At 61.1% G+C, this 26,078-nt stretch carries 18 protein-coding genes and 2 pseudogenes; 13 read left to right on the forward strand and 7 right to left on the reverse strand.

The features are described from left to right. Positions 1-44: 44 nt before the first annotated feature. The 6 genes from ACOYXG_RS20330 to edd all read right to left on the reverse strand — a co-directional run bounded on the left by ACOYXG_RS20330 (position 45) and on the right by edd (position 8,101). A complete protein-coding gene (locus tag ACOYXG_RS20330) occupies positions 45-1,346 on the reverse strand; it encodes an ABC transporter substrate-binding protein (protein ID WP_027612563.1) in 1,302 nt (433 codons plus the stop codon). 118 nt (positions 1,347-1,464) lie between these two features. Next, a complete protein-coding gene (locus tag ACOYXG_RS20335; RefSeq protein ID WP_460353640.1) occupies positions 1,465-2,724 on the reverse strand; it encodes a D-mannose isomerase in 1,260 nt (419 codons plus the stop codon). A 225-nt stretch (positions 2,725-2,949) separates the two neighbouring features. Continuing rightward, positions 2,950-4,419: an ATP-binding protein gene (locus tag ACOYXG_RS20340; RefSeq protein ID WP_097085919.1), complete on the reverse strand. Its 1,470-nt coding sequence runs from the start codon at positions 4,417-4,419 to the stop codon at positions 2,950-2,952. Then, entirely contained in the window at positions 4,409-5,140 is a 732-nt protein-coding gene (locus ACOYXG_RS20345; protein ID WP_064391728.1) for a response regulator, read from the reverse strand. The genes ACOYXG_RS20340 and ACOYXG_RS20345 overlap by 11 nt, the downstream gene beginning before the upstream one ends. A 178-nt stretch (positions 5,141-5,318) precedes the next feature. Then, complete coding sequence (locus ACOYXG_RS20350; protein ID WP_097085921.1) at positions 5,319-6,278, reverse strand: glucokinase; 960 nt, start codon at positions 6,276-6,278, stop codon at positions 5,319-5,321. Further along, on the reverse strand, positions 6,275-8,101 hold the full coding sequence (gene edd / locus ACOYXG_RS20355) for a phosphogluconate dehydratase (RefSeq protein ID WP_047599558.1): 1,827 nt from the start codon (positions 8,099-8,101) through the stop codon (positions 6,275-6,277). The genes ACOYXG_RS20350 and edd overlap by 4 nt, the downstream gene beginning before the upstream one ends. Before the next feature lie 220 nt (positions 8,102-8,321). Here edd and gap point away from each other — a divergent pair, with 220 nt between their 5' ends. The 9 genes and pseudogenes from gap to ACOYXG_RS20400 all read left to right on the forward strand — a co-directional run bounded on the left by gap (position 8,322) and on the right by ACOYXG_RS20400 (position 19,182). Further along, positions 8,322-9,323, forward strand: a complete 1,002-nt coding sequence (gene gap / locus ACOYXG_RS20360; RefSeq protein WP_333988672.1) for a type I glyceraldehyde-3-phosphate dehydrogenase — start codon at positions 8,322-8,324, stop codon at positions 9,321-9,323. Between the two features lie 191 nt (positions 9,324-9,514). Beyond that, entirely contained in the window at positions 9,515-10,033 is a 519-nt protein-coding gene (locus ACOYXG_RS20365) for an RNA polymerase sigma factor (protein ID WP_027612557.1), read from the forward strand. Positions 10,034-10,157: 124 nt separating this feature from the next. Continuing rightward, a complete protein-coding gene (locus ACOYXG_RS20370) occupies positions 10,158-11,123 on the forward strand; it encodes a FecR family protein (protein ID WP_460353645.1) in 966 nt (321 codons plus the stop codon). Between the two features lie 122 nt (positions 11,124-11,245). Then, on the forward strand, positions 11,246-13,831 hold the full coding sequence (locus ACOYXG_RS20375) for a TonB-dependent receptor (protein ID WP_460353648.1): 2,586 nt from the start codon (positions 11,246-11,248) through the stop codon (positions 13,829-13,831). A gap of 111 nt (positions 13,832-13,942) precedes the next feature. Further along, a complete protein-coding gene (locus ACOYXG_RS20380) occupies positions 13,943-14,539 on the forward strand; it encodes a biliverdin-producing heme oxygenase (RefSeq protein WP_103367431.1) in 597 nt (198 codons plus the stop codon). A gap of 166 nt (positions 14,540-14,705) precedes the next feature. Next, positions 14,706-15,101, forward strand: a complete 396-nt coding sequence (locus ACOYXG_RS20385) for a YbaN family protein (RefSeq protein WP_027612553.1) — start codon at positions 14,706-14,708, stop codon at positions 15,099-15,101. Positions 15,102-15,771: 670 nt separating this feature from the next. Then, positions 15,772-16,788, forward strand: a pseudogene (locus ACOYXG_RS20390) (methyl-accepting chemotaxis protein); the annotation flags it as partial. 330 nt (positions 16,789-17,118) lie between these two features. After that, positions 17,119-17,646 (forward strand): annotated as a pseudogene (locus ACOYXG_RS20395) (methyl-accepting chemotaxis protein); the annotation flags it as partial. A gap of 189 nt (positions 17,647-17,835) precedes the next feature. Further along, positions 17,836-19,182 carry a CoA transferase gene (locus ACOYXG_RS20400; RefSeq protein ID WP_460353652.1) on the forward strand — a complete coding sequence of 449 codons (1,347 nt, stop codon included), beginning with the start codon at positions 17,836-17,838 and terminating at the stop codon, positions 19,180-19,182. A 118-nt stretch (positions 19,183-19,300) separates the two neighbouring features. Here the strand turns inward: ACOYXG_RS20400 and arcD (ACOYXG_RS20405) are convergent, their stop codons facing one another. Beyond that, on the reverse strand, positions 19,301-20,728 hold the full coding sequence (gene arcD / locus ACOYXG_RS20405) for an arginine-ornithine antiporter (RefSeq protein ID WP_460353654.1): 1,428 nt from the start codon (positions 20,726-20,728) through the stop codon (positions 19,301-19,303). 423 nt (positions 20,729-21,151) lie between these two features. On the opposite strand from arcD (ACOYXG_RS20405), the gene arcD (ACOYXG_RS20410) reads away from it, so the two are divergent. The 4 genes from arcD (ACOYXG_RS20410) to arcC all read left to right on the forward strand — a co-directional run bounded on the left by arcD (ACOYXG_RS20410) (position 21,152) and on the right by arcC (position 26,065). After that, a complete protein-coding gene (gene arcD, locus ACOYXG_RS20410; protein ID WP_097085936.1) occupies positions 21,152-22,579 on the forward strand; it encodes an arginine-ornithine antiporter in 1,428 nt (475 codons plus the stop codon). 31 nt (positions 22,580-22,610) lie between these two features. Beyond that, positions 22,611-23,867, forward strand: a complete 1,257-nt coding sequence (gene arcA / locus ACOYXG_RS20415; RefSeq protein WP_027612548.1) for an arginine deiminase — start codon at positions 22,611-22,613, stop codon at positions 23,865-23,867. 69 nt (positions 23,868-23,936) lie between these two features. Continuing rightward, positions 23,937-24,947 (forward strand): ornithine carbamoyltransferase, encoded by a 1,011-nt coding sequence (locus tag ACOYXG_RS20420; RefSeq protein ID WP_003227481.1) that lies wholly within the window; start codon positions 23,937-23,939, stop codon positions 24,945-24,947. A gap of 188 nt (positions 24,948-25,135) precedes the next feature. Further along, entirely contained in the window at positions 25,136-26,065 is a 930-nt protein-coding gene (gene arcC, locus ACOYXG_RS20425; RefSeq protein WP_097085938.1) for a carbamate kinase, read from the forward strand. The last annotated feature ends 13 nt before the right edge of the window (positions 26,066-26,078 follow it).

Consider the following 26,078-nt stretch of genomic DNA (forward strand, 5'->3'; position numbering starts at 1 on the left):
CCACAAAGCCCGCTCCCACAAAGAGGGGCCTGCGCTACCGACGGTTATTTGGCCGACTGAACCGCCGCGCCCAGTTTCTTGGCCGCATCGGCCGGGTCGGCTTTCGGGTCGTTGATGTAGTTGGTCACGACATCAAAGAACGCGCCCTGCACCGCCAGCGTGGTCGCCATGTTGTGCGCCATGCTCGGCTGCAGGCCACCGGACTTGGCGTCTGCCAGGAAGTCCTTGGCAGCGGTCTGCGCGCAAGAGTCGAAACCGAGTTTGTCCATGTTGTTCAACATGTCGTTACGTACCGGGATCGAGCCTTTGTTGATGCTGAAGACTTTCTGGAAGTTTTCACCCAGCACGACTTTGGCGATGTCCTGCTGACCGGCCGCAGTGCCTTTGTCTTTCTGCTTGAACACCGCCAGGGAGTCGATGTTGTAGGTGAACGCCTTGTCGGTGCCAGGGAACGCTACGCACTCGTAGTCCTTGCCGGCGACTTTCTTGGCGGCGGTCCATTCGGACTTGGCCCAGTCACCCATGATCTGCATGCCGGCCTTGCCGTTGATGACCTTGGCCGCTTCCAGGTTCCAGTCCTGACCCTTGCCGTCCTGGTCCATGTAGGTCGCGACTTTCTTCAGCTCGGTCAGCGCCTTGACCATTTCCGGACCGGTCAGCGCTTTGTTGTCCAGGTCGACCAGGGCTTTCTTGTAGCCATCAACGCCCATGACCGAGAGCACCACGGCTTCGAACACGGTGCTGTCCTGCCAAGGCTGACCGCCGTGAGCCAGCGGGATGAAGCCCGCAGCCTTGAGCTTGTCGCCGGCGGCGTAGAATTCTTCGAGGGTGGTCGGGTTCTTGGTGATGCCGGCCTTTTTGAAGACTTCCGGGTTGATCCACAGCCAGTTCACCCGGTGAATGTTCACCGGTACGGCCACGTAATCACCGTCGTACTTCACGGTATCGGAGACTTTCTTGTCGAGCAGGCTGTCCCACTTCTCTTCTTTGGCCACGTCCTTCAGGACGTCGGTGTCGAGCAGACCGGTGGAAGCCCACTCCTGGATGTCCGGGCCCTTGATCTGGGCGACACCTGGTGGGTTGCCGGCAACGGCGCGGCTTTTCAGCACGGTCATCGCCGTGGCACCGCCACCGCCGGCGACAGCGCCGTCTTTCCAGGTGAAACCGTCTTTTTCGACTTGCGCCTTGAGCACATCAACGGCGGCTTTTTCGCCACCGGACGTCCACCAGTGCACGACTTCGACCGAACCTTTGGATTCGGCAGCGGAAACACTGAGAGGCAGAATTGCGAGCGGGAACAGGGAGGCGACAGAAATGACAGTAGCGAGGCGAGAAATCGCATTCATCTGAGATGTACCTTTCTTGTTGTTATGCATGCAAGTCTGGTGCTTGCGCTGCACAGGAGTTTAAACAGGGCGATTCCCTTCGCAGGTAACGAAGGGACGCGCAAATGTCACCACATGGTTACACAGGAACAGGCCGGGATATTTGCGCCAGAGCTGTCGCCATACTCGGTGACAAGGGTAGACGAGGGATCAGTACTGCCTGCCAGGCATGATACAGATCGGGTTTGCCCGGCCAGATATCGGCGCTCGGACGGTTTTGCGGATCGAGTTCGTGATGCCAGCTGCCGTCGCAGCGATCGATGAAATGGCCTTCACAGAATTCCCAGAACAGCCGGTACCAGGTTTCGTATTGCGCATCACCGGTGCGTTTGAGCAAGGCGCTGGCAGCCGCGCTGGCTTCAGCATGGGTCCAGTGCAAGCGATGACGCACCACGGCTTTGTTGCCCCAGTCGAGGGTGTAAACGATCCCCGGCGCGCCATCGACGTCCCAGCCGTTTCGGCAATTCTGTTCGAAGAGTTTCTGTGCATCGGTCGCCAGCCAACCCGGCGTGAGCATCCCGGCCTGAACCCGCGCGGCTTCAAGGTGCAGCAACAGCCGCGCCCACTCGAAACCGTGGCCCGGCGTGGTGCCGTAAGGGCGGAAGCCGTCGGCCGGATTGTCGCGGTTGTATTCGCGCAGCGGTTGCCAGTCGCGGTCGAAGTGTTCGATGACCATGTAGCCATTGGCGGCGGCGTGACCGTGGATCACCCGCTCGACGATGCGCTGCGCACGTACCAGCCAGCGCGGATCTTCAGTGACATCGGCCAGCGCGAGGAATGCTTCGGTGGCGTGCATGTTGCTGTTGGCGCCGCGATAGGCCTCTTCTTCGCGCCAGTCGCGATTGAAGAATTCGCGCATGGCGCCCTCTTCTTCGCTCCAGAAATACGTGTCGATGATGTCGATCGCATCATCCAGCAGCGCCTGGGCGCCGGGACGCTGCGCGACCACTGCCGAGCTGGCCGCGAGCGCGACAAAGGCATGCAGATAGGCGTTCTTGCCGGTGTTGCCATCGCGGTGTTCGGCGACCGCAAACCAGCCGCCATGCAGCGCATCCCGCAACGGCCCCCGCAGCGCCGCAATGCCGTGATCGACCAGCTCCGCGAACCCCGGCAGACCCTGAATGTGAGCCATGGCGAAACTGTGGGTCATGCGTGCAGTGTTCATGGTTTCGGCTTGCGCGTGCGCCGGCAAACGGCCGCGCTCGTCGAGATTGCCGAAACCCTCGGGCAGTCTGGAAGCCTTGGCGAATGCCAGCAGGCGCAGACCTTCGTCGGCGAGCCATTGCTGGTGGGCAGGGGCATTCAGCCAACTGCTGAAGTCTGGGTGAAAGGTGTCCATGAGTGGCCCTTTTTTGTTGTTATGACTGCGGGCAGTCTAAACAACGGGCCGGGGTGGGCTTGTAACGAAGGGGGCGGGTTTTGTCACCAGCTCGTGACATTTGTGTTGGATGGACTGACGCCTTCGCGAGCAGGCTCGCTCCCCCATTCGACTGGGTTCCTTCAGTTGAAACGCAATCAACTTGTGGGAGCGAGCCTGCTCGCGAAGAACGATAACTCGGTCTGACTAATCAACACTGCGCGGCAACTGCAACGTCACCCGCAACCCGCCCTCACGCAAATTCTGCAACGTCACCTCACCGCCATGGCTGTGAGCAATGTTGCGCGCAATGCCCAAACCGAGACCATAACCCTGCTGCTGCCCGGCCAAGCGAAAGTGCGGCTCGAACACCTGCTCCAGCCGCTGCTCCGGCACCCCCGGGCCTTCGTCGTCGACGTGCAGGACAAACGCGCGCTCATCGTCGTCGATGTGCAGATGCGCGTTCTGCCCGTACTTCAGCGCATTGTCGATCAGGTTGCCGATGCAGCGCTTCAACGCCAGAGGCTTGCCCGGATACGCCGCCAGTGCCTTGCCCTGCTGGGTCACGCGGCCATTGCCGTTGGGCGCCAGGTACGGCTCCACCAGGCAGTCGAGCACATGATTGAGATCCACCGGCTCGATGTTCTCGTGGATGTCGGTGTCTTTCACGCACTGCAGCGCGCCTTTGACCAGCAACTCCAGTTCATCCAGATCGCGGCCGAACTTGGCTTGCAGCTTCTCATCTTCGAGCAGTTCGACGCGCAAGCGCAGACGGGTGATCGGCGTACGCAAGTCATGGGAAATCGCGCTGAACAACTGGCTGCGTTCGGTCAGGTAACGGCTGATGCGTTCGCGCATGGTGTTAAACGCACGGCCCACTTCCACCACTTCACTGCCGCCGCCCTCGGCCACCGGCTCGACATCGGCACCCAGCGACAGATCCCGCGCCGCCCGCGCCAGACGCTTGAGCGGCCGGCTCTGCCAGTGCACCAGCAGGCCGATGAACAGCAGCAAAAAGCCGCTGGTGAGGACGATGAACCACACCTGCTGCGCCGGCAGGCCTTGCTCTTCGAGACTGGTGTAGGGTTCGGGTAACAACGAGGCGATGTACAGCCATTCGCCCGGCGCCATTTGAATCTGCGTGACCAGCACCGGCGGATTCACCGGTTCCAGCGTCAGCGCGTAATGCGCCCACGAGCGCGGCAGCTCATCGAGTTTCAGCCCGGCATTGAAGATCCGCAGATCCTCGGGGCTGACGAAGGTCACCGAAATATCAGTGTCATGGCCCAGCGACTGGCGCAGCACTTCATCCACCGCTTGAATCACCGCGGCCTTTCGCGGAGTGATCGGCAGCACGTCCATACCCAGTGGCTTGTCGTTGAGCGTCACCACGAAACGGGTGCCGCCCATGCTGCGCAACTGGTCGAGCACCAGAGGCCGGTAAGCCACTGGCAGCGAGCGGAAATAACTGACGCTGGCGGTCATCGAATGGGCAAGGCTGCGGGCGCTGGTGACCAGGCCTTCAAGCTGGGTGGCACGCAGTTGCGAGACCCAGATCACGCTCGACAACATCTGCGCAAACAACACCGCCAACAAGGTCAGCAGCAGCATCCGCCCGAGCAGCGAACGCGGCACCGGCACTTTGCTGGCGAGCCGGCGCAGCGACTCAGTGAGCATTGCCGGCAACCACATTGGCTGCCAGTTGGTAGCCACTGCCGCGCACGGTGCGGATCAGTCGCGGCGGTTTTTCCGTGTCGCGCAGGCGCTGGCGCAAACGGCTGACGGCCATGTCGACGATGCGGTCGAGCGGCATCAGGTCACGGCCACGGGTGGCATTGCCGATGGTGTCGCGGTCGAGGATTTCCTGCGGATGATCGAGAAACAACTTCAGCAACGCGAAGTCGGCGCCGGAGAGAATCACTTCCTCACCGTCGGTGTGAAACAGCCGATGACTGACCATGTCCAGCCGCCACTCGTCGAAGGCCAGTACTTCGCTGCCGCTGCGCTCTTGACCGAACTGCGCGCGACGCAGCAGCGCCTTGATTCGGGCTTGCAGTTCGCGAGGGCTGAAAGGTTTGCCGAGGTAGTCGTCAGCGCCGAGCTCCAGCCCGATTACCCGGTCGGCTTCGTCGGAACTGGCGGTGAGCATGATGATCGGCACCTGCGCCTGACGCGGATGCTGGCGCACCCAGCGGCACAGGCTGAAACCGTCTTCGTCGGGCAGCATCACATCGAGGATCACCAGATCGCTGGGCGCCTCGTTGAGGGCCTGGCGGAAACTGGCGCCATCGGCTGTGGCCCGCACCTGAAACCCGGCGCGGGTCAGGTAGGTTTCCAGCAACTCGCGTATTTCCTGGTCGTCATCGACCAACAATATCGACTTGTTGACTGAGCTCACTTCGAAGGCATCCTTGTTGTTGGAATTGGGGCGGATTATGCCTTAAGCATCGAACTTGCAAACACCACAGAACCACTGTGGGAGCGGGCTTGCTCGCGAAAGCGGTGTATCAGAGACATCTACGGTGACTGACACCCCGCTTTCGCGAGCAAGCCCGCTCCCACAATTGGATCGTGTTTCAGACAGGGATTGCTTGCTCCAGTGCGACACCGGCACCCACCAACCCGGAATACGGCGCCGTCACCAGCCACACCGGAATGCCCTTGAAGTAATCGCTCATGCAGCCCTTGTCGGCGAAGCTGCGGGCGAAACCGCTGTTGACGAAGAAGTCGGCAAAGCGCGGAATCACCCCGCCTACGATGAACACGCCGCCACGACCACCGGTGGTCAGCACGTTGTTGCCCGCCACGCGGCCGAGCCAGCAGCAGAATTGTTCCAGCACTTCCAGCGCGATCGGATCGCCAGCCAGACCGGCTGCGGTGATCGCTTCCGGCGTATCAAGCTTTGGTTCATGTCCGTCCACTGCGCAGATCGCCCGGTACACACGAGGCAAGCCGCCGCCGCTCAACGCAGTCTCGGCGCTGACGTGGCCAATCTCGTTGTGGATGTGCTGCCAGAGCTGGGTTTCACGCGGGCTGCTCAGCGGCAGATCAACGTGACCGCCCTCCCCCGGCAACGCGGCAAACCGGCCTTCGCCGAGATCGAGCAAGGTGCCGACGCCCAGGCCAGTGCCCGGGCCGATCACCACCGCCGGGCGCAACGGCTCCGGCGTGCCTTCGCAGACCACACGGAATTCGCCGGGCTGCAAACGGGTCATGCCCAGCGCCATCGCCGAGAAGTCGTTGATCAGCAGCAGTTGCTCGACCTGCAAGGTCTGGCAGAACGCCGCGCGGCTCAGGCGCCAGTGGTTGTTGGTGAACTTGAATTCATCACCACTCACCGGCCCTGCTACCGACAGGCACACCGAACCGATCGAACCCGGCGCCAGACCGAGGCCGCTCAGGTACAGGCTGATCGCCTCTTCCGGGCTGGCGTGGTCGGCTGTCGCCAGCACCTGAACCGATTGCAGTTGCTGGTTTTTCCACAACGCGAACCGCGCGTTGGTGCCTCCGATATCACCGACCAAAGCCAGTTTCAATTAAGCGTCTCCAGGGCAGAAGTGAAGGCGCTGGCGCCCTGCTCCGCCGAGCTGAAGGCCAAACGCATGAAGCCAAACAGTTCGCGACCGCTGCCGATGTTGTTGCCCAACAGGCCTTTGGCAGGTTCGCGCGCTGCAAATTCGGCGGCGTCGACCTTGAGTTCCAAAGTGCCTTTGACGCCATCGACGCGGATGATATCGCCCTCTTGCACCCGCGCCAAAGCACCACCGACATAAGCTTCGGGACTTACGTGAATCGCCGCCGGGATTTTCCCCGACGCGCCGGACATGCGCCCGTCGGTGACCAGCGCAACCTTGAAGCCGCGATCCTGCAGCACGCCGAGGAACGGCGTCATCTTGTGCAGCTCGGGCATGCCATTGGAGCGCGGGCCCTGGAAGCGCATCACCGCGACAAAATCCTTCTCCAGCAGACCGGCCTTGAACGCATCGGCCAGATCCTGCTGATCCTGGAAGACCATGGCCGGTGCTTCGACGATCTGGTTTTCCAATGCCACCGCAGAAACCTTCATCACCCCGCGACCGAGGTTGCCTTCCATCACCCGCAAGCCACCCTCGGCGGAGAATGCACGGGCGACCGGGCGCAGGATGTTTTCGTCGAGGCTTTCGATCGGCCCTTCGCGCCACACCAACTCACCGTTATCGAGGAACGGCTCTTTGGTGTAACGGCTCAAGCCATGGCCGAGCACGGTGTTGACGTCTTCGTGGAGCAGGCCGGCTTCGAGCAATTCGCGGATCAGGAACGACATACCGCCAGCAGCCTGGAAGTGGTTGATGTCGGCCTTGCCGTTCGGGTAGACGTGGCTCAGGGTCGGCACGACTTCGGAGAGGTCGGCCATGTCCTGCCAGGTCAATTGAATGCCAGCGGCCATGGCGATCGCCGGCATGTGCAGGGTGTGGTTGGTCGAGCCGCCGGTGGCGTGCAGCGCGACGATCGAGTTGACCAGCGCTTTCTCGTCGACGATTTCGCCGATCGGCATGAAGTTGCCGTTCTGCTTGGTCAGGCGCGTGACCTGATGCGCGGCTTCGCGGGTCAGGGCATCACGCAGCGGGGTGTTCGGGTTGACGAACGAGGCGCCCGGCAAGTGCAGGCCCATGACTTCCATCAGCAATTGGTTGGTGTTGGCGGTGCCGTAGAAGGTGCAGGTGCCCGGGCTGTGGTAGGACTTCATCTCCGATTCCAGCAGTTCTTCGCGGGTCGCCTTGCCTTCGGCGTACTTCTGCCGCACGTCGGCTTTTTCCTTGTTGGAAATCCCCGAGACCATCGGCCCGCCCGGGACGAAGATCGTCGGCAGATGGCCGAAGCGCAGCGAACCCATCATCAGCCCCGGCACGATCTTGTCGCAGATGCCGAGCATCAGCGCGCCGTCGAACATGTTGTGCGAAAGCGCCACCGCCGTGGACATGGCGATCACTTCGCGGCTCGGCAGGCTCAACTCCATGCCTGGCTCGCCCTGGGTCACGCCATCGCACATCGCCGGCGTACCACCGGCGAACTGGCCGACCGAGCCGATTTCGCGCAGGGCGTTTTTGATCTGCTGGGGAAAGACTTCGTACGGCTGGTGCGCCGAGAGCATGTCGTTATACGAAGAAACAATGGCGATGTTCGCCGAGTTCATCATCCGCAAGCTGTGCTTGTCTTCGCTGCCGCACCCGGCCACGCCGTGGGCGAAGTTGGCGCATTGCAGCTTGCCGCGCATCGGCCCGTCGGTCGCGGCACCGCGAATCAGTGCAAGGTAAGCCTGACGCGTGGCGCGGCTGCGGGCGATAAGCCGTTCGGTGACCTCAAGAACGCGGGGATGCATGTGTAGAACTCCAGGCTAACGGATGTGGCGACCTGATTGTCTATGCTGATCAAACGCCGTTGTTGTTGGAATGACAGACGGCTTTTTTGACCATTCGGACCAGTTGATTCAGGTCACTCGTTGTAGATAAAACAAAATATTGCCACTAAAAAGGCTTGTTTTCTATTTTTATGCGAATAATCTTGTAATTCCAACAACAAAACGACGGCGGCGCTGTTCAATGACTCTTCGAATCGCAATCAATGGTTTTGGCCGCATCGGCCGTAATGTCCTGCGCGCACTGTATACCCAAGGCTATCGACAGGATTTGCAGATCGTCGCCATCAACGATCTGGGCGACAGCGCCATCAATGCCCATCTGCTCAAATACGACACCGTTCACGGCACATTCGACGCCGAAGTGGCCCATGACAATGAGAGCCTTACGGTCAATGGCGACCGCATTGCGGTCAGCGCCATTCGCAACCCGGCCGAGCTGCCATGGGCGGCGGAAAAAATCGACGTGGTGTTTGAATGCACCGGTCTGTTCACCGACCGTGCCAAAGCCGCCGCGCATCTTACTGCCGGCGCGCGCAAAGTCATTATCTCGGCCCCGGCCAAAGGCGCCGATGCCACCGTGGTTTACGGCGTGAACCACGACATTCTGCGCCAGTCGCACCAGATCATCTCCAACGCGTCGTGCACCACCAACTGCCTGGCGCCAGTGGCGCAGGTGCTGCACCGCGAGCTGGGGATCGAAAGCGGCCTGATGACCACGATTCATGCCTACACCAACGACCAGAACCTGACCGACGTCTACCACACCGACCCGTACCGCGCGCGTTCGGCCACGCAGAACATGATCCCGAGCAAGACCGGCGCCGCCGAAGCGGTAGGCCTGGTGCTGCCGGAACTGGCGGGCAAACTGACCGGCATGGCCGTGCGAGTGCCGGTGATCAATGTGTCGCTGGTGGACCTGACGGTGCAGCTGAAGAAGGAAGCCACGGCCGACGAGGTCAACGCGCTGATGAAGGCGGCCAGCCAGCACTCGAAAATTTTGGGTTACAACACGTTGCCGCTGGTTTCCAGCGACTTCAACCACAACCCGCTGTCGTCGATCTTCGATGCCAACCACACCAAAGTCAGCGGCAAACTGCTGAAGGTGCTGGCCTGGTACGACAACGAATGGGGCTTCTCCAACCGCATGCTGGATAACTGCCTGGCGCTCTGCAACGCGGAGTAATTCCTTCCTCCCATGTGGGAGCGGGCTTGCTCGCGAAGGCGTCGTGTCAGGCAATTAATGTATCGACTGACTCACCGCATTCGCGAGCAAGCCCGCTCCCACAGGTTTCTGATTTCAATCTGAAATCAACACTTGACCACTCGACTAGATGATAAGCATTATCATTCGCTCGAAATGGATCAGGTTCCCCCGTGAGTCAATCGCGCTTCAATCATGTCTTCCTCTCTCAGCGCACTTCCCTGCTGCGCACGATCGAGCGGATGGTCAACAACCACAGCACCGCTGAAGACCTGTTGCAGGAGACTTACCTGCGCGTCACGCGGGCACTGAGCGAGCGCGCCATCGATCACCTTGAACCCTTTGTGTTCCAGACCGCGCGCAATCTGGCGCTGGATCACCTGCGTGCGCGCAAGATCCATTCGCGGACCATGGTCGATGACGTGCCACAGGACGTGGTGCACAGCGTCGCCGCCCCCGCCAGCAGCGCCGAAGACGCCGCCCACGCCGAACAATTGCTGGAGCGCCTGAACGTGAGCCTCAGTCAACTCAGCCCGCGTCAGCAGCAGATTTTCATCCTCAGCCGCCTGCACGGGCACAGCTATCAGGAAATCGCCGACGAATTGAATGTGTCCCTCAGCACCGTGCAGAAGGAACTCAAGCTGATCATGTCGATCTGCATCGGTGTCGCCGAGCGCTTGAATGGCGACTGAGGCCAAAGGCGTTTGCTGTCATCCACAGGATCGCCTGCACTGATCATTGGGCTTTGCTACCCTTGCCCGACTTTTACGCTTCACTAAAAAAACAGCCGTGCACAGACACTGCCGAGGACACACCGTGACGGACACCCACCGCTCGCCTTCGCCGGATTCGGCGCAGGACGCTGCCAACGCAATGGATCAGGCACTCGACTGGCTCATTGTGCTCGGCAGCCCGGACGAGGAACAGACCCGGCAGTTCCATGCCTGGCTGGCGGCCGATCCGTTGAATGCCGAGGCGTTCGCCAAGGCGCAGGCGATCTGGGACGGGCCGCAAGTTGCCCAGTGCGCGCAAAGCCTCGCGGCCAAACCGGCGAAAGTCACCGTCCTCCAGCGGTTGCGTCCGCACTGGAAACCGTTGGCGACTGCTGCGGTGCTGATTCTGGGCCTGTTCAGTTTCAGCAATCTGCCGATGCGCATTCAGGCCGATCACCTGACCGTGGTCGGCGAGCGTCAGCGCCTGCAACTGGAGGATGGCTCCAAGGTGCTGCTCAACACCAACTCGGCATTCTCCAGCACCATCAATGACCGGCAGCGCGTGGCGCGGCTGTATCAGGGCGAAGCGTTTTTCGAAGTGGCCGCCAACCGTGGCCAGCCGCTGCAAATCGATGCCGGCCCGGTGCAGGCCAGCGTGCGCGACACCGCGTTCGCCGTGCGCTATCTGGACGGCGTCGCGCAGGTCAATGTGCAGCGCGGCGATGTCGATTTGCGTGCCACGCACAACGACGCGCGGGTGCGTTTGAGCGCCGGCGAAAGCATCCGCATCGGCCCCAACGGTTTCGATCGTCCGGCCAAACTGGATACTGCCACCGACCTGGCCTGGGTTCAGGGCCGGTTGATCTTCGAGAACTGTCCGCTCGACAAGGTGCTGGCCGAACTGCGCCGCTACTACCCAGGCTGGATCATCAACACCAACGAGCAGTTGGCCGACGTCAACGTCACCGGCAACTACCGCCTTGACCAGCCGCTGGACGTGGTGCGTTCCCTCGCCCACATCACCTCGGCGCGCCTGCAGGAATTCCCCGCGCTGGTGATCCTGAACTAAATGAGAATTATTTTTACTCGATAGCCAAAGCCCGTTCGTCTCGTTATAGCCAATGCAATTGATTCGCATCTTCGGAGGCGGATCAGCACCTATAAAGATTCGTGCGACACGGAGCGCTATCGATGTCCTCTCGCCTTACCCGCCAGACTGCTACCCCTTCCCGCGTATTGTCGCTGCTGACGGCCGCCATCCTCATGGCCGGCACTGCACCGCTGATGGCTGCCAGCGAACAACCGGCGCGCAACATGGGTGATTATTCGTTCTCGATCGGCCAGCAACCGCTGGTGTCGGCGCTCAATGCCTTCACCAGCGTCACCGGCTGGCAGGTCGGCTTGCCGGCAGAACTGGGTCAAGGCGTGTCGTCGCCGGGTGTGCGCGGTTCGCTGCCGCCGGAAAAAGCCCTGGAGCGCCTGTTGGTGGGGACCAACCTGAGCTTCCGCAAGCTGAGCAACAACAACGTGGTGCTGGAGAAGCGCAGCTCCAGCGGCGCACTCAATCTGGATCAGGTGACCATCAGCGCCACCCGCCAGGAACAGTCGGTCAATAGCGTTCCGGCCACCGTCACTGTGCAGACCCGCCAGGATCTGGATCGCAACAACGTCAACACCATCAAGGATCTGGTGCGTTACGAGCCGGGCGTGTCCGTCGGCGGCGCCGGCCAGCGTGGCGGTATCAGCGGCTACAACATTCGCGGCATCGACGGCGACCGCATCCTGACGCAGGTCGACGGCGTCGAAGTGCCGGACGGTTTCTTCAACGGCCCGTACGCCAAGACCCAGCGCAATTACGTCGACCCGGAAATCGTCAAACGCGTGGAAATCCTCCGTGGCCCGGCCTCGGTGCTGTACGGCAGCAACGCCATTGGCGGCGCCGTCAGCTACTACACCCTCGACCCGGACGACATCATCAAGCCCGGCAAAGACGTCGGCGCTCGCCTCAAAACCGGTTACAGCTCCGCCGATGAGAGCTGGCTGAAATCCGCCACGGTTGCCGGGCGTGCCGAGCAGTTCGACGGCTTGCTGCACTTCAGTCAGCGCGACGGTCACGAAACCGATTCCTACGGCAGCAACAACGGCACTGGCCTGGCGCGCACCGCTGCCAACCCGGAAGACGTCAAGGCCACCAACGTCCTGGCGAAGATCGGCTGGAACTACAACGACGATTCGCGTCTGGGCCTGACCTACGAGAAGTACAAGGACGACCGCGACACCGATCAGAAAAGTGCCTACGGCGGCCCGTACTTCAATGGCGCCCCGACCATTCCCAACAGCATGCTGCCCGGCGGCATGTACCAGTGGCGCACCGGCAACGACACCATCACCCGTGAGCGTTTCGGCCTCGAACACAGCTTCGCCCTCGACAGCCTGCTGGCCGACAACGTGAAGTGGAGCCTCAACCACCAGATCGCCAAGACCGACCAGAGCACCGAGGAGTTCTACTACCCGATGACCCGTAAAGTGCTGCGCACCCGCGACACGGTCTACGAGGAAAAACAGTGGGTATTCGATGCGCAACTGGACAAGGCCTTCGCCATCGGTGACACCGATCACGTGCTGACCTACGGCACCACAATCAAGCAGCAGAAAGTCACCGGCTCACGCAGCGGCGACGGCAAGTGCCTGGCAGTCGGCCGTGGCTGCACCGCCATCGGCGCCACCAGCGCGGCGGATGTGCTGAAAAAATCCAGCGACTTCCCGGATCCGACCATCAACACCTACAGCCTGTTCGCCCAGGATCAGATCAGTTGGAACAAGTGGACCTTCCTGCCGGGCCTGCGCTACGACCACACCCAGCTCAAGCCGCACATCACTCAGGAATTCCTCAACACCGTGGCCGCCGATGGCAACGGCACGGTCAGCGACGCGAACAAGAGCTGGCACAAAGTCTCGCCCAAATTCGGCCTGACCTATGCCCTGACCGATAACTACACCTGGTACGGCCAGTACGCCGAAGGTTTCCGCACACCGACCGCGAAAGCGTTGTACGGGCGCTTCGAAAACAGCACCACCGGCTACAACGTGGCGCCCAACCCGAACCTGGAACCGGAAAAAAGCAAAAGCTATGAAACCGGTCTGCGCGGCAACTTCGAACAAGGCTCGTTCGACGTGGCGGTGTTCTATAACAAGTACCGCGATTTCATCAACGAAGACGCGGTCACTCCCGGTTACGACGAGCTGACCTTCCAGTCGAGCAACATCAAGCACGCGACCATCAAGGGCGCCGAAGTCAAAGGTCGCCTGAACCTCGATGCGTTCGGCGCGCCGCAGGGCCTCTACACCCAAGGCTCGATCGCTTACGCCTACGGTCGCAACAACGACAACGGCGAGCCGCTCAACAGCGTCAATCCGCTGACCGGCGTATTCGGTCTGGGTTACGACCAGGACAACTACGGCGGCCTGCTGAGCTGGACCGTGGTGAAGAAAAAGGATCGCGTCGACGACAGCAACTTCAAGTCGCCGGATGGCGTCAGCAGCCAGTTCAAGACCCCGGGCTTCGGCATTCTCGATCTGGCCGGCTATTACAAAGTCACCGACGACGTCACCGTCAGCGGCGGCATTTACAACCTGACCGACAAGAAGTACTGGCTGTGGGATGACGTGCGCGGTTACGACAGCGTCGGCGAAGCCTCGGTGACGCAACCGGCCAACCTCGATCGCCTGACCCAGCCGGGCCGCAACTTCGCGATCAATCTGGTCTGGGACATCTGATCCACACGGCCCTGCGACGCGCATTGATCAGCGCGTCGCGGGGCTTTTTTTACGGTTTGCCAGCTTCCCGTTCGTCTCGTTATCAAGCGCCTCTTTTATCAAGGACACCCCATGACCACTTCGGAAAAAGCCCTGCGTTCGCAACGCCTGAACCAGATCACCCATGAGCCGCACAGCAAGCTCGACGCCCTGGTCAAGGCCCACGCGCCGTTCGAAACCCGCGCCAACTTCGCGCGTTTCGTGGTGGCGCAGTACCTGTTCCAGTCGGAACTGGTCGACCTCTATAACAACGCTGAACTGACTGCCATCGTCCCGGATCTGCCGGCCCGTTGCCGCGCCGAAGCCGCGAAGGCAGATTTGGCGGATCTGGAAACTGAAGTGCCGGCGCCTGTGGCTGGCGCGGTGAAAAACCCAAGCAAGGCCCGTGCACTGGGCTGGATCTTTGTCTCCGAAGGTTCGAAGCTCGGCGCTGCGTTCCTGATCAAACGTGCGGTGGCGCTGGAGCTGAGCGAAACCTTCGGCGCCCGTCACTTGGGTGAACCGGAAGGCGGACGTGCCGAAGGCTGGAAAAGCTTCGTGCGCACTCTCGATTCCCTGCCGTTCACCGCCGAAGAGGAAGCCGAGGTCGAGCAAGGCGCGATCGACGCGTTCAACCGTTTCACCGTGCTGCTGGAACAGGCTTACGCCACAGAAGCCGAACCGGCCTGATACACAGCAAATTCCCCTTGTGGGAGCGAGCCTGCTCGCGATGGCGGTGTATCAGTCGACATTAATGTTGAATGACCGGATGCCATCGCGAGCAGGCTCACTCCTACAGGGGAACGGTGTAAGCCTGTAAGATTCCCGTCCCGCTTCAGAAGCAACCGCTGAGCCCATGCCGCAACCCGCCACCTCAAAACTCGCCCGCCTGCTGTTCGGCCTGCTGGCCTACGTCAGCCTCGGCATTGGCCTGATCGCCATCGTCGTGCCCGGCCTGCCGACCACCGAGTTCATCCTGCTCGCCGCCTGGGCCGCGACTCGCAGCTCGCCGCGCCTGAGCGCCTGGCTGGAAAACCATCGGCTGTTCGGGCCGATCCTGAGCAACTGGCGCAACGGCAAGATCATCGCGCGCAAAGCCAAGGTCAGCGCCACGATCAGCATGCTGCTGTGCGCGACGCTGATGCTGGTGATGCTCGATCACGGCTGGCCGGTGTATCTGGCGATTGCCGGGATGAGTCTGGGCAATCTGTGGATCTGGTCACGTCCGGAAGCGATTCCGCCCTCCGCCTGACCGCCCGCTATTTTTGGCAAATAAGCTTGTGTGGTGAGGGGATTTAGCGAAACGTCGCACCGCCCCGATGGACTGCGCAGCAGGTCCAAAACCAGAAAACCAGTTTTAACTGACACGCTGCGGATGCCTGATTAGTGGCTGCTGCGCAGCCAATCGGGGATAAATCCCCTCACCACAAAGCCTCATCACCAGCATTTCCTCAGCGTTCATCCGGCTGAAACTTCCCTGTAATTAATCGCCTTTTCAGCACATTCCCCTGCGCAAACGTTTAGCGCTGACCGTTCGTCGGCAAGCGGCTCATGCCCTCTCGCTGCGCGCCGATGAGCAATGCATGGCGCTGAATGGATTTGGCGAACCGGGTAGTTCATCCCGTGGCCACCTGCTCATTCATTCACGAGATCGCCCCATGTTCGACTCTCTCTCCATTCGCCTGAAAATCGTCCTGCTCTCCGGCCTGTGCCTGCTGGGTGTGGTTGCGCTGATCGTCGGCATGAACATCTACCAGACCAACCAGAACGACGAACTGGTCAGCAACTCCAGCAACCAGTTGCTCACTGCCAGTGTGCAGAACCTGTTGCAGGCCAAAGCCGCCGAGCAAGCAGTGCGGGTGCAGAAGACCTTTGGCGAAAGCCTGACGGTGATCACCGCGCTGGCCGATCAGATCAAGGACATGCGCGCACTGGCCGCCAAGCGTTCACTGGACGCCGGGGCCCTGCGTGAAGAATTGAACCAGAGCCTGAAAACCGCGTTCGAGCGCAACGACAAGGTGCTCGGCATCTGGCTCGCCTTCGAACCCAACGGCCTCGACGGCAAGGACAGCGAGTTCGTCAACGATGCCGCGCGTCAGTCCAATGAAGCCGGGCGTTTTGCAACTTACTGGAGCCGCGCTGCCGGCTCGGCGCTGAACACGATCATGGTCGAAGAAGACATGACCAAGACCACCCTCAGCGTCAGCGGCACGCCGTACAACAGCTGGTACACCTGCCCTCGTGACAACAAGCGTACTTGCCTGCTCGACCCGTATGCCGACACCGTGGGCGGCAAGGAAATGTTGATGACCACCATTTCCGTGCCGTTGATCGTCGACGGCAAGGCCATCGGCGTGGTCGGTGTCGACATCGCCCTCGATGCCCTGCAAGCGGCGGCGGTGGAGTCCCAACGCAACCTGTTCAACAACGCCGGGCACATGCTGATCGTCTCCGGCAGCGGCGTGCTCGCTGCCGACAGTTCCGATGCGACCAAGGTCGGTAAAAAGATCAGCGATACCCTCGGCGCCGACGGCAAGGACCTGCTGCAACTGGTCAGCAGCGGCACGCCGAAGATTCTCGAACAGGGCGAGCTGATTCGCGCGGTGTACCCGGTCGATCCGATTGGCAACTCGCGGGCCTGGGGCGTGGTCATCGACTTGCCGAAACAGGTGCTGCTGGCCGACTCGGTCAAGCTGCAAGCGGTACTCGACGATGCGCAGGAAACCGGTGTGCTCACTGCGTTGCTGGTGGCGGTGGTGGCCGGTCTGGTCGGTCTGCTGCTGATCTGGCTCACCGCCTCGGGCGTGACCCGGCCGATCAACAGCGTCGCCGAGATGCTGAAGAACATCGCCAGCGGTGAAGGCGATCTGACCCAGCGCCTGAACTACAGCAAGAAGGATGAACTGGGCGAACTGGTGAACTGGTTCAACCGCTTCCTCGACAAGCTGCAACCGACCATCGCCCAGATCAAACAGAGCATCACCGAAGCGCGTGGCACTGCTGATCAGTCTTCGGAAATCGCCCGCCAGACCAGCGAAGGCATGCAGGTGCAGTTCCGCGAGATCGATCAGGTCGCCACCGCCTCCAACGAAATGAGCGCCACCGCCCACGACGTCGCCAACAGCGCGTCGAACGCGGCCAACGCCGCCAAGGGCGCCGACCAGTCGGCCAAGGACGGCATGTCGATCATCGAGCGCAGCACCCGCGACATCAATCAACTGGCCGATGAAGTCAGCAAAGCGGTGACCGAAGTCGAAGCACTGGCGGTCAACAGCGAGCAGATCGGTTCGGTGCTGGAAGTGATCCGCAGCATCGCCGAACAGACCAACCTGCTGGCGCTCAACGCTGCCATCGAAGCGGCCCGCGCCGGGGAAAGCGGTCGTGGTTTTGCGGTGGTGGCCGACGAAGTGCGCAACCTCGCCAAGCGCACCCAGGATTCGGTGGAAGAAATCCGCATCGTCATCGAGCGCATCCAGACCGGCACCCGTGGCGTGGTCGCGACCATGCATTCGAGTCAGACCCAGGCGCATAACAACGCCGGGCAGATCCGCCAGGCGGTGGATGCGCTGGGCAAGATCAGTGATGCGGTGACGGTGATCAGCGACATGAACCTGCAGATCGCCAGCGCCGCCGAACAACAGAGCGCCGTGGCCGAAGAGGTCAACCGCAACGTCTCGGCGATTCGCACCGTGACTGAAACCCTGACCGAGCAAGCCACCGAGTCGGCGGCGATCAGCAGCCAGCTCAATGCGCTGGCGAGCCAGCAGATGAAGCTGATGGATCAGTTCCGCGTCTAGCAAACTGCAAAAATCCCTGTGGGAGCGAGCCTGCTCGCGAAGACGGCAGCACATTCAACATCAAAGTGACTGATCCACCGCTTTCGCGAGCAGGCTCGCTCCCACAGGGGTAAGTGTTCACCTGCCGGAATTTCATCTGGCCCGAGATTTTTTTGCACTATCATCGCCCTCTCTCCCGGAGGGCCTTCGATGACTGATTTACTCACATCCATTCAAGCCGCACTCGGCTTGCCCCACACGCCGATTCCGTTCACCGCCAGTGGCGCCCTGCCCTCGGCGTTTGCCGTCACCGACCTGGCCTGCGCCAGCATCGGCGCTGCCGGTCAGGCCGTCAGCGAACTGCTCCGGCAACAGACCGGGCACTTGCCCGCCGTGGAAGTCGATCGGCGTCTGGCGTCGTTCTGGTTTGCCACCTCGTTGCGGCCGATCGGCTGGGAAGTCCCGCCGCTGTGGGATCCGGTCGCTGGTGACTATGCGACAAAGGACGGCTGGATCCGCCTGCACACTAACGCCCCGCATCACCGAGCTGCGGCTGAAAGCGTGCTCGGTACCTGCGCCGATCGCGCCGCGATAGCGACGAAAGTCGCGCAATGGCGCAGCGCCGATCTGGAGCAAGCGGTGGTCGAGGCCAAAGGCTGCGCCGCCGAAATGCGCAGTTGGGCGCAATGGCAGCAGCATCCGCAAGGGATGGCAGTGAATGCCGAGCCGCTGGTGCATTTCATCGATTCGCAGGATGAAAAGGCCAACGCGTGGCAAGGCTCCGTGGAGCAACCGCTGGCCGGGCTCAAGGTGCTCGACCTGACCCGCGTGCTCGCCGGCCCCACCGCCAGCCGTTTTCTCGCGGGCCTCGGTGCCAACGTGCTGCGCATCGATCCGCCGAGCTGGAACGAGCCGGGCGTGGTGCCGGAAGTCACCCTGGGCAAACGCTGCGCACGGCTGAATCTGCAGCAACCGGGCGATCGTGCAGTGTTCGAAAACCTGTTGAAGGACGCCGATATCCTCATACATGGCTACCGTGCCGATGCCCTGGAACACCTCGGTTTCGGCGCCGAACGCCGCCGACAACTGGCGCCGGGGCTGATCGACATCTGTCTCAATGCCTACGGCTGGAGCGGCCCGTGGCGCAACCGGCGCGGCTTCGACAGCCTGGTGCAGATGAGCAGCGGCATCGCCGAGGCCGGACAGCGCTGGAAACAGGCTGACAAGCCGACGCCGTTGCCGGTGCAGGGGCTGGATCACGGCACCGGGTATTTGATGGCGGCCAGTGCGATACGGCTTCTGACGCAGCGATTGAAGACGGGCCGCGGTGGTTCGGCGCGCTTGTCGCTGGCGCGTACCGCCAAGCTGTTGATCGAACAGGAGCCGGGGTCGAGCGAAGCGTTGCGGGCTGAAGATGCGCAGGATCAAAACTCGCATCTGGAGCAGACCCCGTGGGGGCCGGCGCACCGCTTGCTGGCACCGATGACGATCAGCGGGACGCCGCTGCAGTGGGCGTTGCCGGCCACCGAACTGGGTTCACATCGCCCGTTGTGGTGAATTTGAAATTGCTATCGCGAGCAGGCTCACTCCCACATTTGAAATGCATTTCAAATGTGGGAGCGGGCTTGCTCGCGAAGAGGCCCGCACTGACACCACCGATGCACAACCAATCCACCTACAGCGACAACACCCCGCTGTACAAACCATACGCCGCCAGCCCTGCGCCGATCAGCACACAGGCAAAAATACCTTTCTCGACAGGGGTGAACAGCGGCTCGCCCTGCTCATGCTTGGCCTTGGCGAACAGCACCACCCCCGGCGCATACAGCAGCGCCGACAGCAGCAGGTATTTCACCCCGCCGGCATACAACAACCACACCGCGTAGCACAGGGCGATGCCGCCAATCAGCAGATCCTTGGTACGTTCGGCCGAGGCATGTTCGTAGGTTTCGCCACGTCCGCTGAGCAGCACCGCGTACGCCGCCGACCACAGGTACGGCACCAGAATCATCGACGACGCCAGATAAATCAGACTGGTGTACGTGCCCGCCGAGAAAAGCGTGATCAGCAGGAAAATCTGAATCATCACGTTGGTCAGCCACAGCGCATTGACCGGCACATGGTTGGCGTTTTCCTTTTTCAGGAACGCCGGCATGGTCTTGTCCCGGGCCGTGGCGAAGAGGATTTCCGCGCACAGCAGCGCCCATGACAGCAATGCGCCAAGCAGCGACACCGCCAGACCGAGGCTGATCAACAATGCGCCCCACGGCCCGACGATGTGCTCCAGCACCGCCGCCAGCGACGGGTTCTGCAAAGTCGCGAGTTCGGGCTGGCTCATGATCCCCAGCGACAGCACGTTGACCAGCACCAGCAGCGCCAGCACGCCGAGGAAGCCGATCACCGTGGCGCGCCCGACGTCGCTGCGTTTCTCCGCGCGCGCCGAATACACGCTGGCGCCCTCGATGCCGATGAACACGAACACCGTCACCAGCATCATGTTGCGCACCTGATCCATCACCCCGCCGAAGCTCGGGTTGCTGCGGCCCCAGATGTCGCGGGTGAAGATGTCGGCCTTGAACGCCACGGCGGCAATCACGATAAACATGATCAGCGGCACGATCTTGGCGACCGTGGTCACCTGATTGATGAACGCCGCCTCCTTGATCCCGCGCATCACCAGAAAATGCACCGCCCACAACAGCACCGACGCACAGCCGATGGCAACCGGCGTATTGCCTTGGCCGAATACCGGAAAGAAGTAACCGAGGGTGCTGAACAGCAACACGAAATAACCGACGTTGCCCAGCCACGCGCTGATCCAGTAGCCCCAGGCGGACGAGAAACCCATGTAGTCGCCAAACCCGGCCTTGGCGTAGGCATAGACCCCCGAGTCCAGCTCGGGCTTGCGGTTGGCCAGGGTCTGGAACACGAACGCAAGGGTCAACATACCGATGGCGGTAATCCCCCAGCCGATCAGGATCGCCCCGGCATCGGCGCGGGCCGCCATGTTCTGCGGCAGGGAAAAAATCCCCCCGCCAATCATCGAACCCACCACCAGGGCGATCAACGCACCCAGTCGCAGCTTTTGCGTCGGTTGCGACATTCTTGTCTCCCTTCATTCATTTGTAACAACTATTAACTAAACGCCTAATACCAGACGACGTTTATCAGGTAATACCGAGAAACACTCGTTTATATATAGCGACTGACGCTAACGCCTAGCACGCTAAGACAGTTTTGTGCGCGAATCCTAATAAATCAATTCTGTACTGAAAACAGATGCTGAAAATTTGCCAAAAGCTGAAAAACAACTAGCGTGATAACTCTAAAGTAATAAGACCAATTCCCAACCACATCAGGCAAAAGCCTCTAGGACGGGCTTTTCAGGCGATAGCGTTATGCCTCCAGTTGTTTCATAAGTCATTCATTAACAATGGAATGTGGCCATGCACTGATCTATGTCAGCTGATTGAACAGACAACAGATCTACGCTGTGAACTCTTCTCTCCTGCAATGGAGTCATGCAATGTCTGAAGCTCCCGGAAAACTACGACTCGGTGCACTGGTTGCCTTGGTCGTCGGCTCAATGATCGGTGGCGGGATATTCTCTTTGCCACAAAACATGGCCGCCAGCGCCGACGTCGGCGCGGTATTGATTGGTTGGGCCATCACCGCTGTCGGCATGCTCACCCTCGCTTTTGTCTTTCAAACCCTCGCCAATCGCAAGCCTGACCTGGACGGCGGTGTCTACGCCTACGCCAAGGCCGGATTTGGCGACTACATGGGTTTCTCGTCCGCCTGGGGTTACTGGATCAGTGCCTGGCTGGGCAACGTTGGCTACTTTGTTCTGTTGTTCAGCACCCTCGGGTATTTCTTTCCGATTTTCGGCGAAGGCAACACGGTAGCGGCGGTGATCGGCGCCTCGGTGCTGCTGTGGGCCGTGCACTTTCTGGTACTGCGCGGGATCAAGGAAGCGGCGTTCATCAACCTGGTGACCACCGTCGCCAAAGTCGTGCCGCTGCTGCTGTTCGTGCTGATCGCGATTTTCGCCTTCAAACTGGACATCTTTACCGCCGACATCTGGGGTGTGAAAAACCCGGATCTGGGCAGCGTGATGAACCAGGTGCGCAACATGATGCTGGTCACCGTGTGGGTGTTCATCGGCATCGAGGGCGCGAGCATCTTCTCGGCGCGGGCGGAAAAACGCTCGGACGTCGGCAAGGCCACCGTCATCGGTTTCATCACCGTGCTGCTGTTCCTGGTGCTGGTCAACGTGCTGTCGCTGGGCATCATGACCCAGCCGGAACTGGCCAAACTGCAGAACCCGTCGATGGCCGCCGTGCTTGAGCACGTGGTCGGTCATTGGGGCGCGGTGCTGATCAGCGTCGGCCTGATCATCTCGCTGCTGGGCGCGCTGCTGTCGTGGGTGCTGCTGTGTGCGGAGATCATGTTCGCCGCCGCCAAAGACCACACCATGCCCGAGTTTCTGCGCAAGGAAAACGCCAACCACGTACCGGTCAACGCCCTGTGGCTGACCAACGCGATGGTCCAGCTGTTCCTGATCATCACCCTGTTCTCGGCCAGCACTTATCTGTCGCTGATCTACCTCGCCACCTCAATGATTCTGGTGCCGTACCTGTGGTCGGCGGCCTATGCCCTGCTGCTGGCGGTACGCGGCGAAAGCTACGAAGGCTTCGCGGCCGAACGACGTAAGGATCTGATTATCGGCGGCATCGCGCTGATCTACGCGGTGTGGCTGCTATATGCCGGCGGGGTCAAGTATCTGCTGCTCTCGGCCCTGCTCTACGCACCCGGCGCGATCCTGTTCGCCAAGGCCAAGCTGGAACTCAAACAACCGATTTTCACTAACGTCGAGAAGCTGATTTTCGCCGCAGTGGTCGTGGGTGCCCTGGTGGCTGCCTACGGTCTCTACGACGGCTTCCTGACCTTGTAACCCTTGATTTGTAATCTGGAGGATCACTGCAATGACCACGGAAAAAGTTAAGTACGGCGTCCATTCCGAAGCCGGCAAACTGCGCAAAGTCATGGTTTGCTCCCCAGGTCTGGCCCACCAGCGCCTGACCCCGAACAACTGCGATGAACTGCTGTTCGATGACGTGCTGTGGGTCGCCCAGGCCAAGCGCGACCACTTCGACTTCGTGACCAAAATGCGTGAACGCGGGATCGACGTGCTGGAAATGCACAACCTGCTGACCGACATCGTCGCCATCCCGGAAGCGCTGGACTGGATTCTCGAGCGCAAGGTCACCGCCGACTCGGTGGGCCTGGGCCTGATCAGCGAAGTCAAATCCTGGCTGAAAAGCCTTGAGCCGCGACACATCGCCGAATACCTGATTGGTGGCGTATCCGCCGATGATCTGCCGGACAGCTTCGGTGGCAAGACCATCCAGATGTTCCGCGACTTCCTCGGCCACTCCAGCTTTATCCTGCCGCCGCTGCCGAACACCCAGTTCACCCGCGACACCACCTGCTGGATCTACGGTGGCGTGACGCTGAACCCGATGTACTGGCCGGCGCGACGTCAGGAAACCCTGCTGACCACCGCCATCTACAAATTCCACCCGCAGTTCACCAACGCCGATTTCGAGATCTGGTACGGCGACCCGGACAAGGACCATGGCAGCTCGACCCTTGAGGGCGGCGACGTGATGCCGATCGGCAACGGCGTGGTGTTGATCGGCATGGGCGAACGCTCATCCCGTCAGGCCATCGGCCAACTGGCGCTGAACCTGTTCAAGAACAAGGCCGTGGAAAAAGTCATCGTCGCCGGCCTGCCGAAGTCCCGCGCCGCGATGCACCTGGACACCGTGTTCAGTTTCTGCGATCGCGACCTGGTGACGATTTTCCCGGAAGTGGTCAACCAGATCGTCGCCTTCACCCTGCGTCCTGACGAAAGCAAACAGGGCGGCATCGACATCCGCCGCGAAGAAGGCAGCTTCCTCGACACTGTCGCCGCTGCGCTAAACCTGCCGAAGCTGCGCGTGGTGGAAACCGGCGGCAACAGCTTCGCCGCCGAACGCGAGCAATGGGACGACGGCAACAACGTGGTGGCCGTGGAACCGGGCGTGGTCATCGGCTACGACCGCAACACCTACACCAACACCCTGCTGCGCAAGGCGGGCGTGGAGGTCATCACCATCAGCGCCGGCGAACTCGGTCGTGGTCGCGGCGGCGGCCACTGCATGACCTGCCCGATCATCCGCGACCCAATCGATTACTAAACCTCTGAGCCTTGGCCGCGACTTACAAAGCGCGGCCAGGGGGATAACCGACACCGAAGGAGATCCATCATGGCTTTTAACATCCACAACCGTAACCTGCTCAGCCTGGAACACCACACCCCACGTGAGCTGCGTTACCTGCTCGACCTGTCCCGCGATCTGAAACGCGCCAAGTACACCGGCACCGAGCAGCAACACCTCAAGGGCAACAACATCGCCCTGATCTTCGAAAAAACCTCGACCCGCACCCGTTGCGCGTTCGAAGTGGCGGCCTACGACCAAGGCGCCAACGTCACCTACATCGACCCGAACTCATCGCAGATCGGCCACAAGGAAAGCATGAAAGACACGGCCCGCGTGCTGGGTCGCATGTACGACGCCATCGAATACCGTGGTTTCAAACAGGAAATTGTCGAAGAGCTGGCGAAGTTCGCCGGGGTGCCGGTGTTCAACGGCCTGACCGACGAATATCACCCAACGCAAATGATCGCCGACGTGCTGACCATGCGTGAACACGCCGACAAGCCGATCCACGAAATCAGCTACGCCTACCTCGGCGACGCGCGCAACAACATGGGCAACTCGCTGCTGCTGGTCGGCGCCAAGCTCGGCATGGACGTGCGCATCTGCGCGCCGAAAGCCCTGTGGCCGCATGACGATCTAGTCGATCGCTGCAAGAAATACGCGGAAGAATCCGGCGCGCGCATCACCCTCACCGAAGACCCGAAAGCCGCAGTCAAAGGCGTCGATTTCATCCACACCGACGTCTGGGTGTCGATGGGCGAGCCGGTTGAAGCCTGGGCCGAACGTATCCAGCAACTGCTGCCGTACCAGGTCAACAAAGAGCTGATGAAAGCCACCGGCAACCCGCGCACCAAGTTCATGCACTGCCTGCCGGCGTTTCACAACAGCGATACCAAGGTCGGCAAACAGATCGCCGAACAGTATCCGCACCTGGCCAACGGCATTGAAGTGACCGACGACGTGTTCGAGTCGCCCGCCTGCATCGCCTTCGAGCAAGCGGAAAACCGCATGCACACGATCAAGGCGATCCTGGTCTCGACCCTGGCTGATCTGTAACCGGAATAGCTCCCACTGAAGGAACCGGTTCTAGGGTGGGAGCGAGCCTGCTCGCGAAAGCAGTGGGTCATTCAACAGAGATGTCGACTGATCTGACGCCTTCGCGAGCAGGCTCGCTCCCACATGGAATTCCGGTTCCGACAGGGAAACCGAGTCGTTTGCCATTTCTCTGCTGAAAGGATTGCACCATGCGTATCGTCGTAGCTCTGGGCGGTAACGCCCTGCTCCGTCGTGGCGAGCCGATGACCGCTGACAACCAGCGCGCCAACATCCGCATCGCCACCGAGCAAATCGCCAAGATCCATCCCGGCAATCAACTGGTCATCGCCCACGGCAATGGCCCGCAAGTCGGCCTGCTGTCGCTGCAGGCGGCGGCCTACACCTCCGTCACCCCTTACCCGCTGGACGTGCTCGGTGCCGAAACCGAAGGCATGATCGGCTACATCATCGAACAGGAACTGGGCAACCTGCTGGACTTCGAAGTGCCGTTCGCCACCCTGCTGACCCAGGTTGAAGTCGACGCCAAGGACCCGGCCTTCCAGAATCCGACCAAACCGATCGGCCCGGTCTACGAGAAAGCCGAAGCGGAAAAACTCGCCGCCGAGAAAGGTTGGGCCATCGCTCCGGACGGCGACAAGTTCCGTCGTGTGGTGGCCAGTCCACGGCCGAAACGCATCTTCGAGATCCGTCCGATCAAGTGGCTGCTGGACAAGGGCAGCATCGTGATTTGCGCGGGTGGCGGCGGCATTCCGACCATGTACGACGAGCACCGCAACCTCAAGGGCATCGAGGCGGTAATCGACAAGGATCTGTGCTCGTCGCTGCTCGCCGAGCAACTGGAAGCTGACTTGCTGGTGATCGCCACCGACGTCAACGCGGCGTTCGTCGACTATGGCAAGCCGTCGCAGAAAGCCATCGCCGAAGCCCACCCGGATGAACTGGAACGCCTCGGTTTCGCCGCTGGCTCCATGGGACCGAAGGTGCAGGCAGCCTGCGAATTCGCGCGCCATACTGGCAAGGTCGCGGTGATCGGTTCGCTCGCGGACATCGAAGCGATCGTCCAGGGCACTGCCGGCACACGCGTCAGCACGGCGAAGCCGGGCATCAGCTATCGATAATTAGAAACTCAAG

The sequence above is a fragment of the Pseudomonas sp. G3-39 genome (assembly GCF_054790485.1).

Bases quoted from the DNA above. Each gene is read 5' to 3' on its own strand.
- ACOYXG_RS20330 (WP_027612563.1), bottom strand. From the start codon at position 1,346: ATGAATGCGATTTCTCGCCTCGCTACTGTCATTTCTGTCGCCTCCCTG.
- ACOYXG_RS20335 (WP_460353640.1), bottom strand. From the start codon at position 2,724: ATGGACACCTTTCACCCAGACTTCAGCAGTTGGCTGAATGCCCCTGCC.
- ACOYXG_RS20340 (WP_097085919.1), bottom strand. From the start codon at position 4,419: ATGCTCACTGAGTCGCTGCGCCGGCTCGCCAGCAAAGTGCCGGTGCCG.
- edd (WP_047599558.1), bottom strand. From the start codon at position 8,101: ATGCATCCCCGCGTTCTTGAGGTCACCGAACGGCTTATCGCCCGCAGC.
- gap (WP_333988672.1), top strand. From the start codon at position 8,322: ATGACTCTTCGAATCGCAATCAATGGTTTTGGCCGCATCGGCCGTAAT.
- ACOYXG_RS20375 (WP_460353648.1), top strand. From the start codon at position 11,246: ATGTCCTCTCGCCTTACCCGCCAGACTGCTACCCCTTCCCGCGTATTG.
- ACOYXG_RS20380 (WP_103367431.1), top strand. From the start codon at position 13,943: ATGACCACTTCGGAAAAAGCCCTGCGTTCGCAACGCCTGAACCAGATC.
- ACOYXG_RS20385 (WP_027612553.1), top strand. From the start codon at position 14,706: ATGCCGCAACCCGCCACCTCAAAACTCGCCCGCCTGCTGTTCGGCCTG.
- ACOYXG_RS20400 (WP_460353652.1), top strand. From the start codon at position 17,836: ATGACTGATTTACTCACATCCATTCAAGCCGCACTCGGCTTGCCCCAC.
- arcD (WP_460353654.1), bottom strand. From the start codon at position 20,728: ATGTCGCAACCGACGCAAAAGCTGCGACTGGGTGCGTTGATCGCCCTG.
- arcD (WP_097085936.1), top strand. From the start codon at position 21,152: ATGTCTGAAGCTCCCGGAAAACTACGACTCGGTGCACTGGTTGCCTTG.
- arcA (WP_027612548.1), top strand. From the start codon at position 22,611: ATGACCACGGAAAAAGTTAAGTACGGCGTCCATTCCGAAGCCGGCAAA.
- ACOYXG_RS20420 (WP_003227481.1), top strand. From the start codon at position 23,937: ATGGCTTTTAACATCCACAACCGTAACCTGCTCAGCCTGGAACACCAC.
- arcC (WP_097085938.1), top strand. From the start codon at position 25,136: ATGCGTATCGTCGTAGCTCTGGGCGGTAACGCCCTGCTCCGTCGTGGC.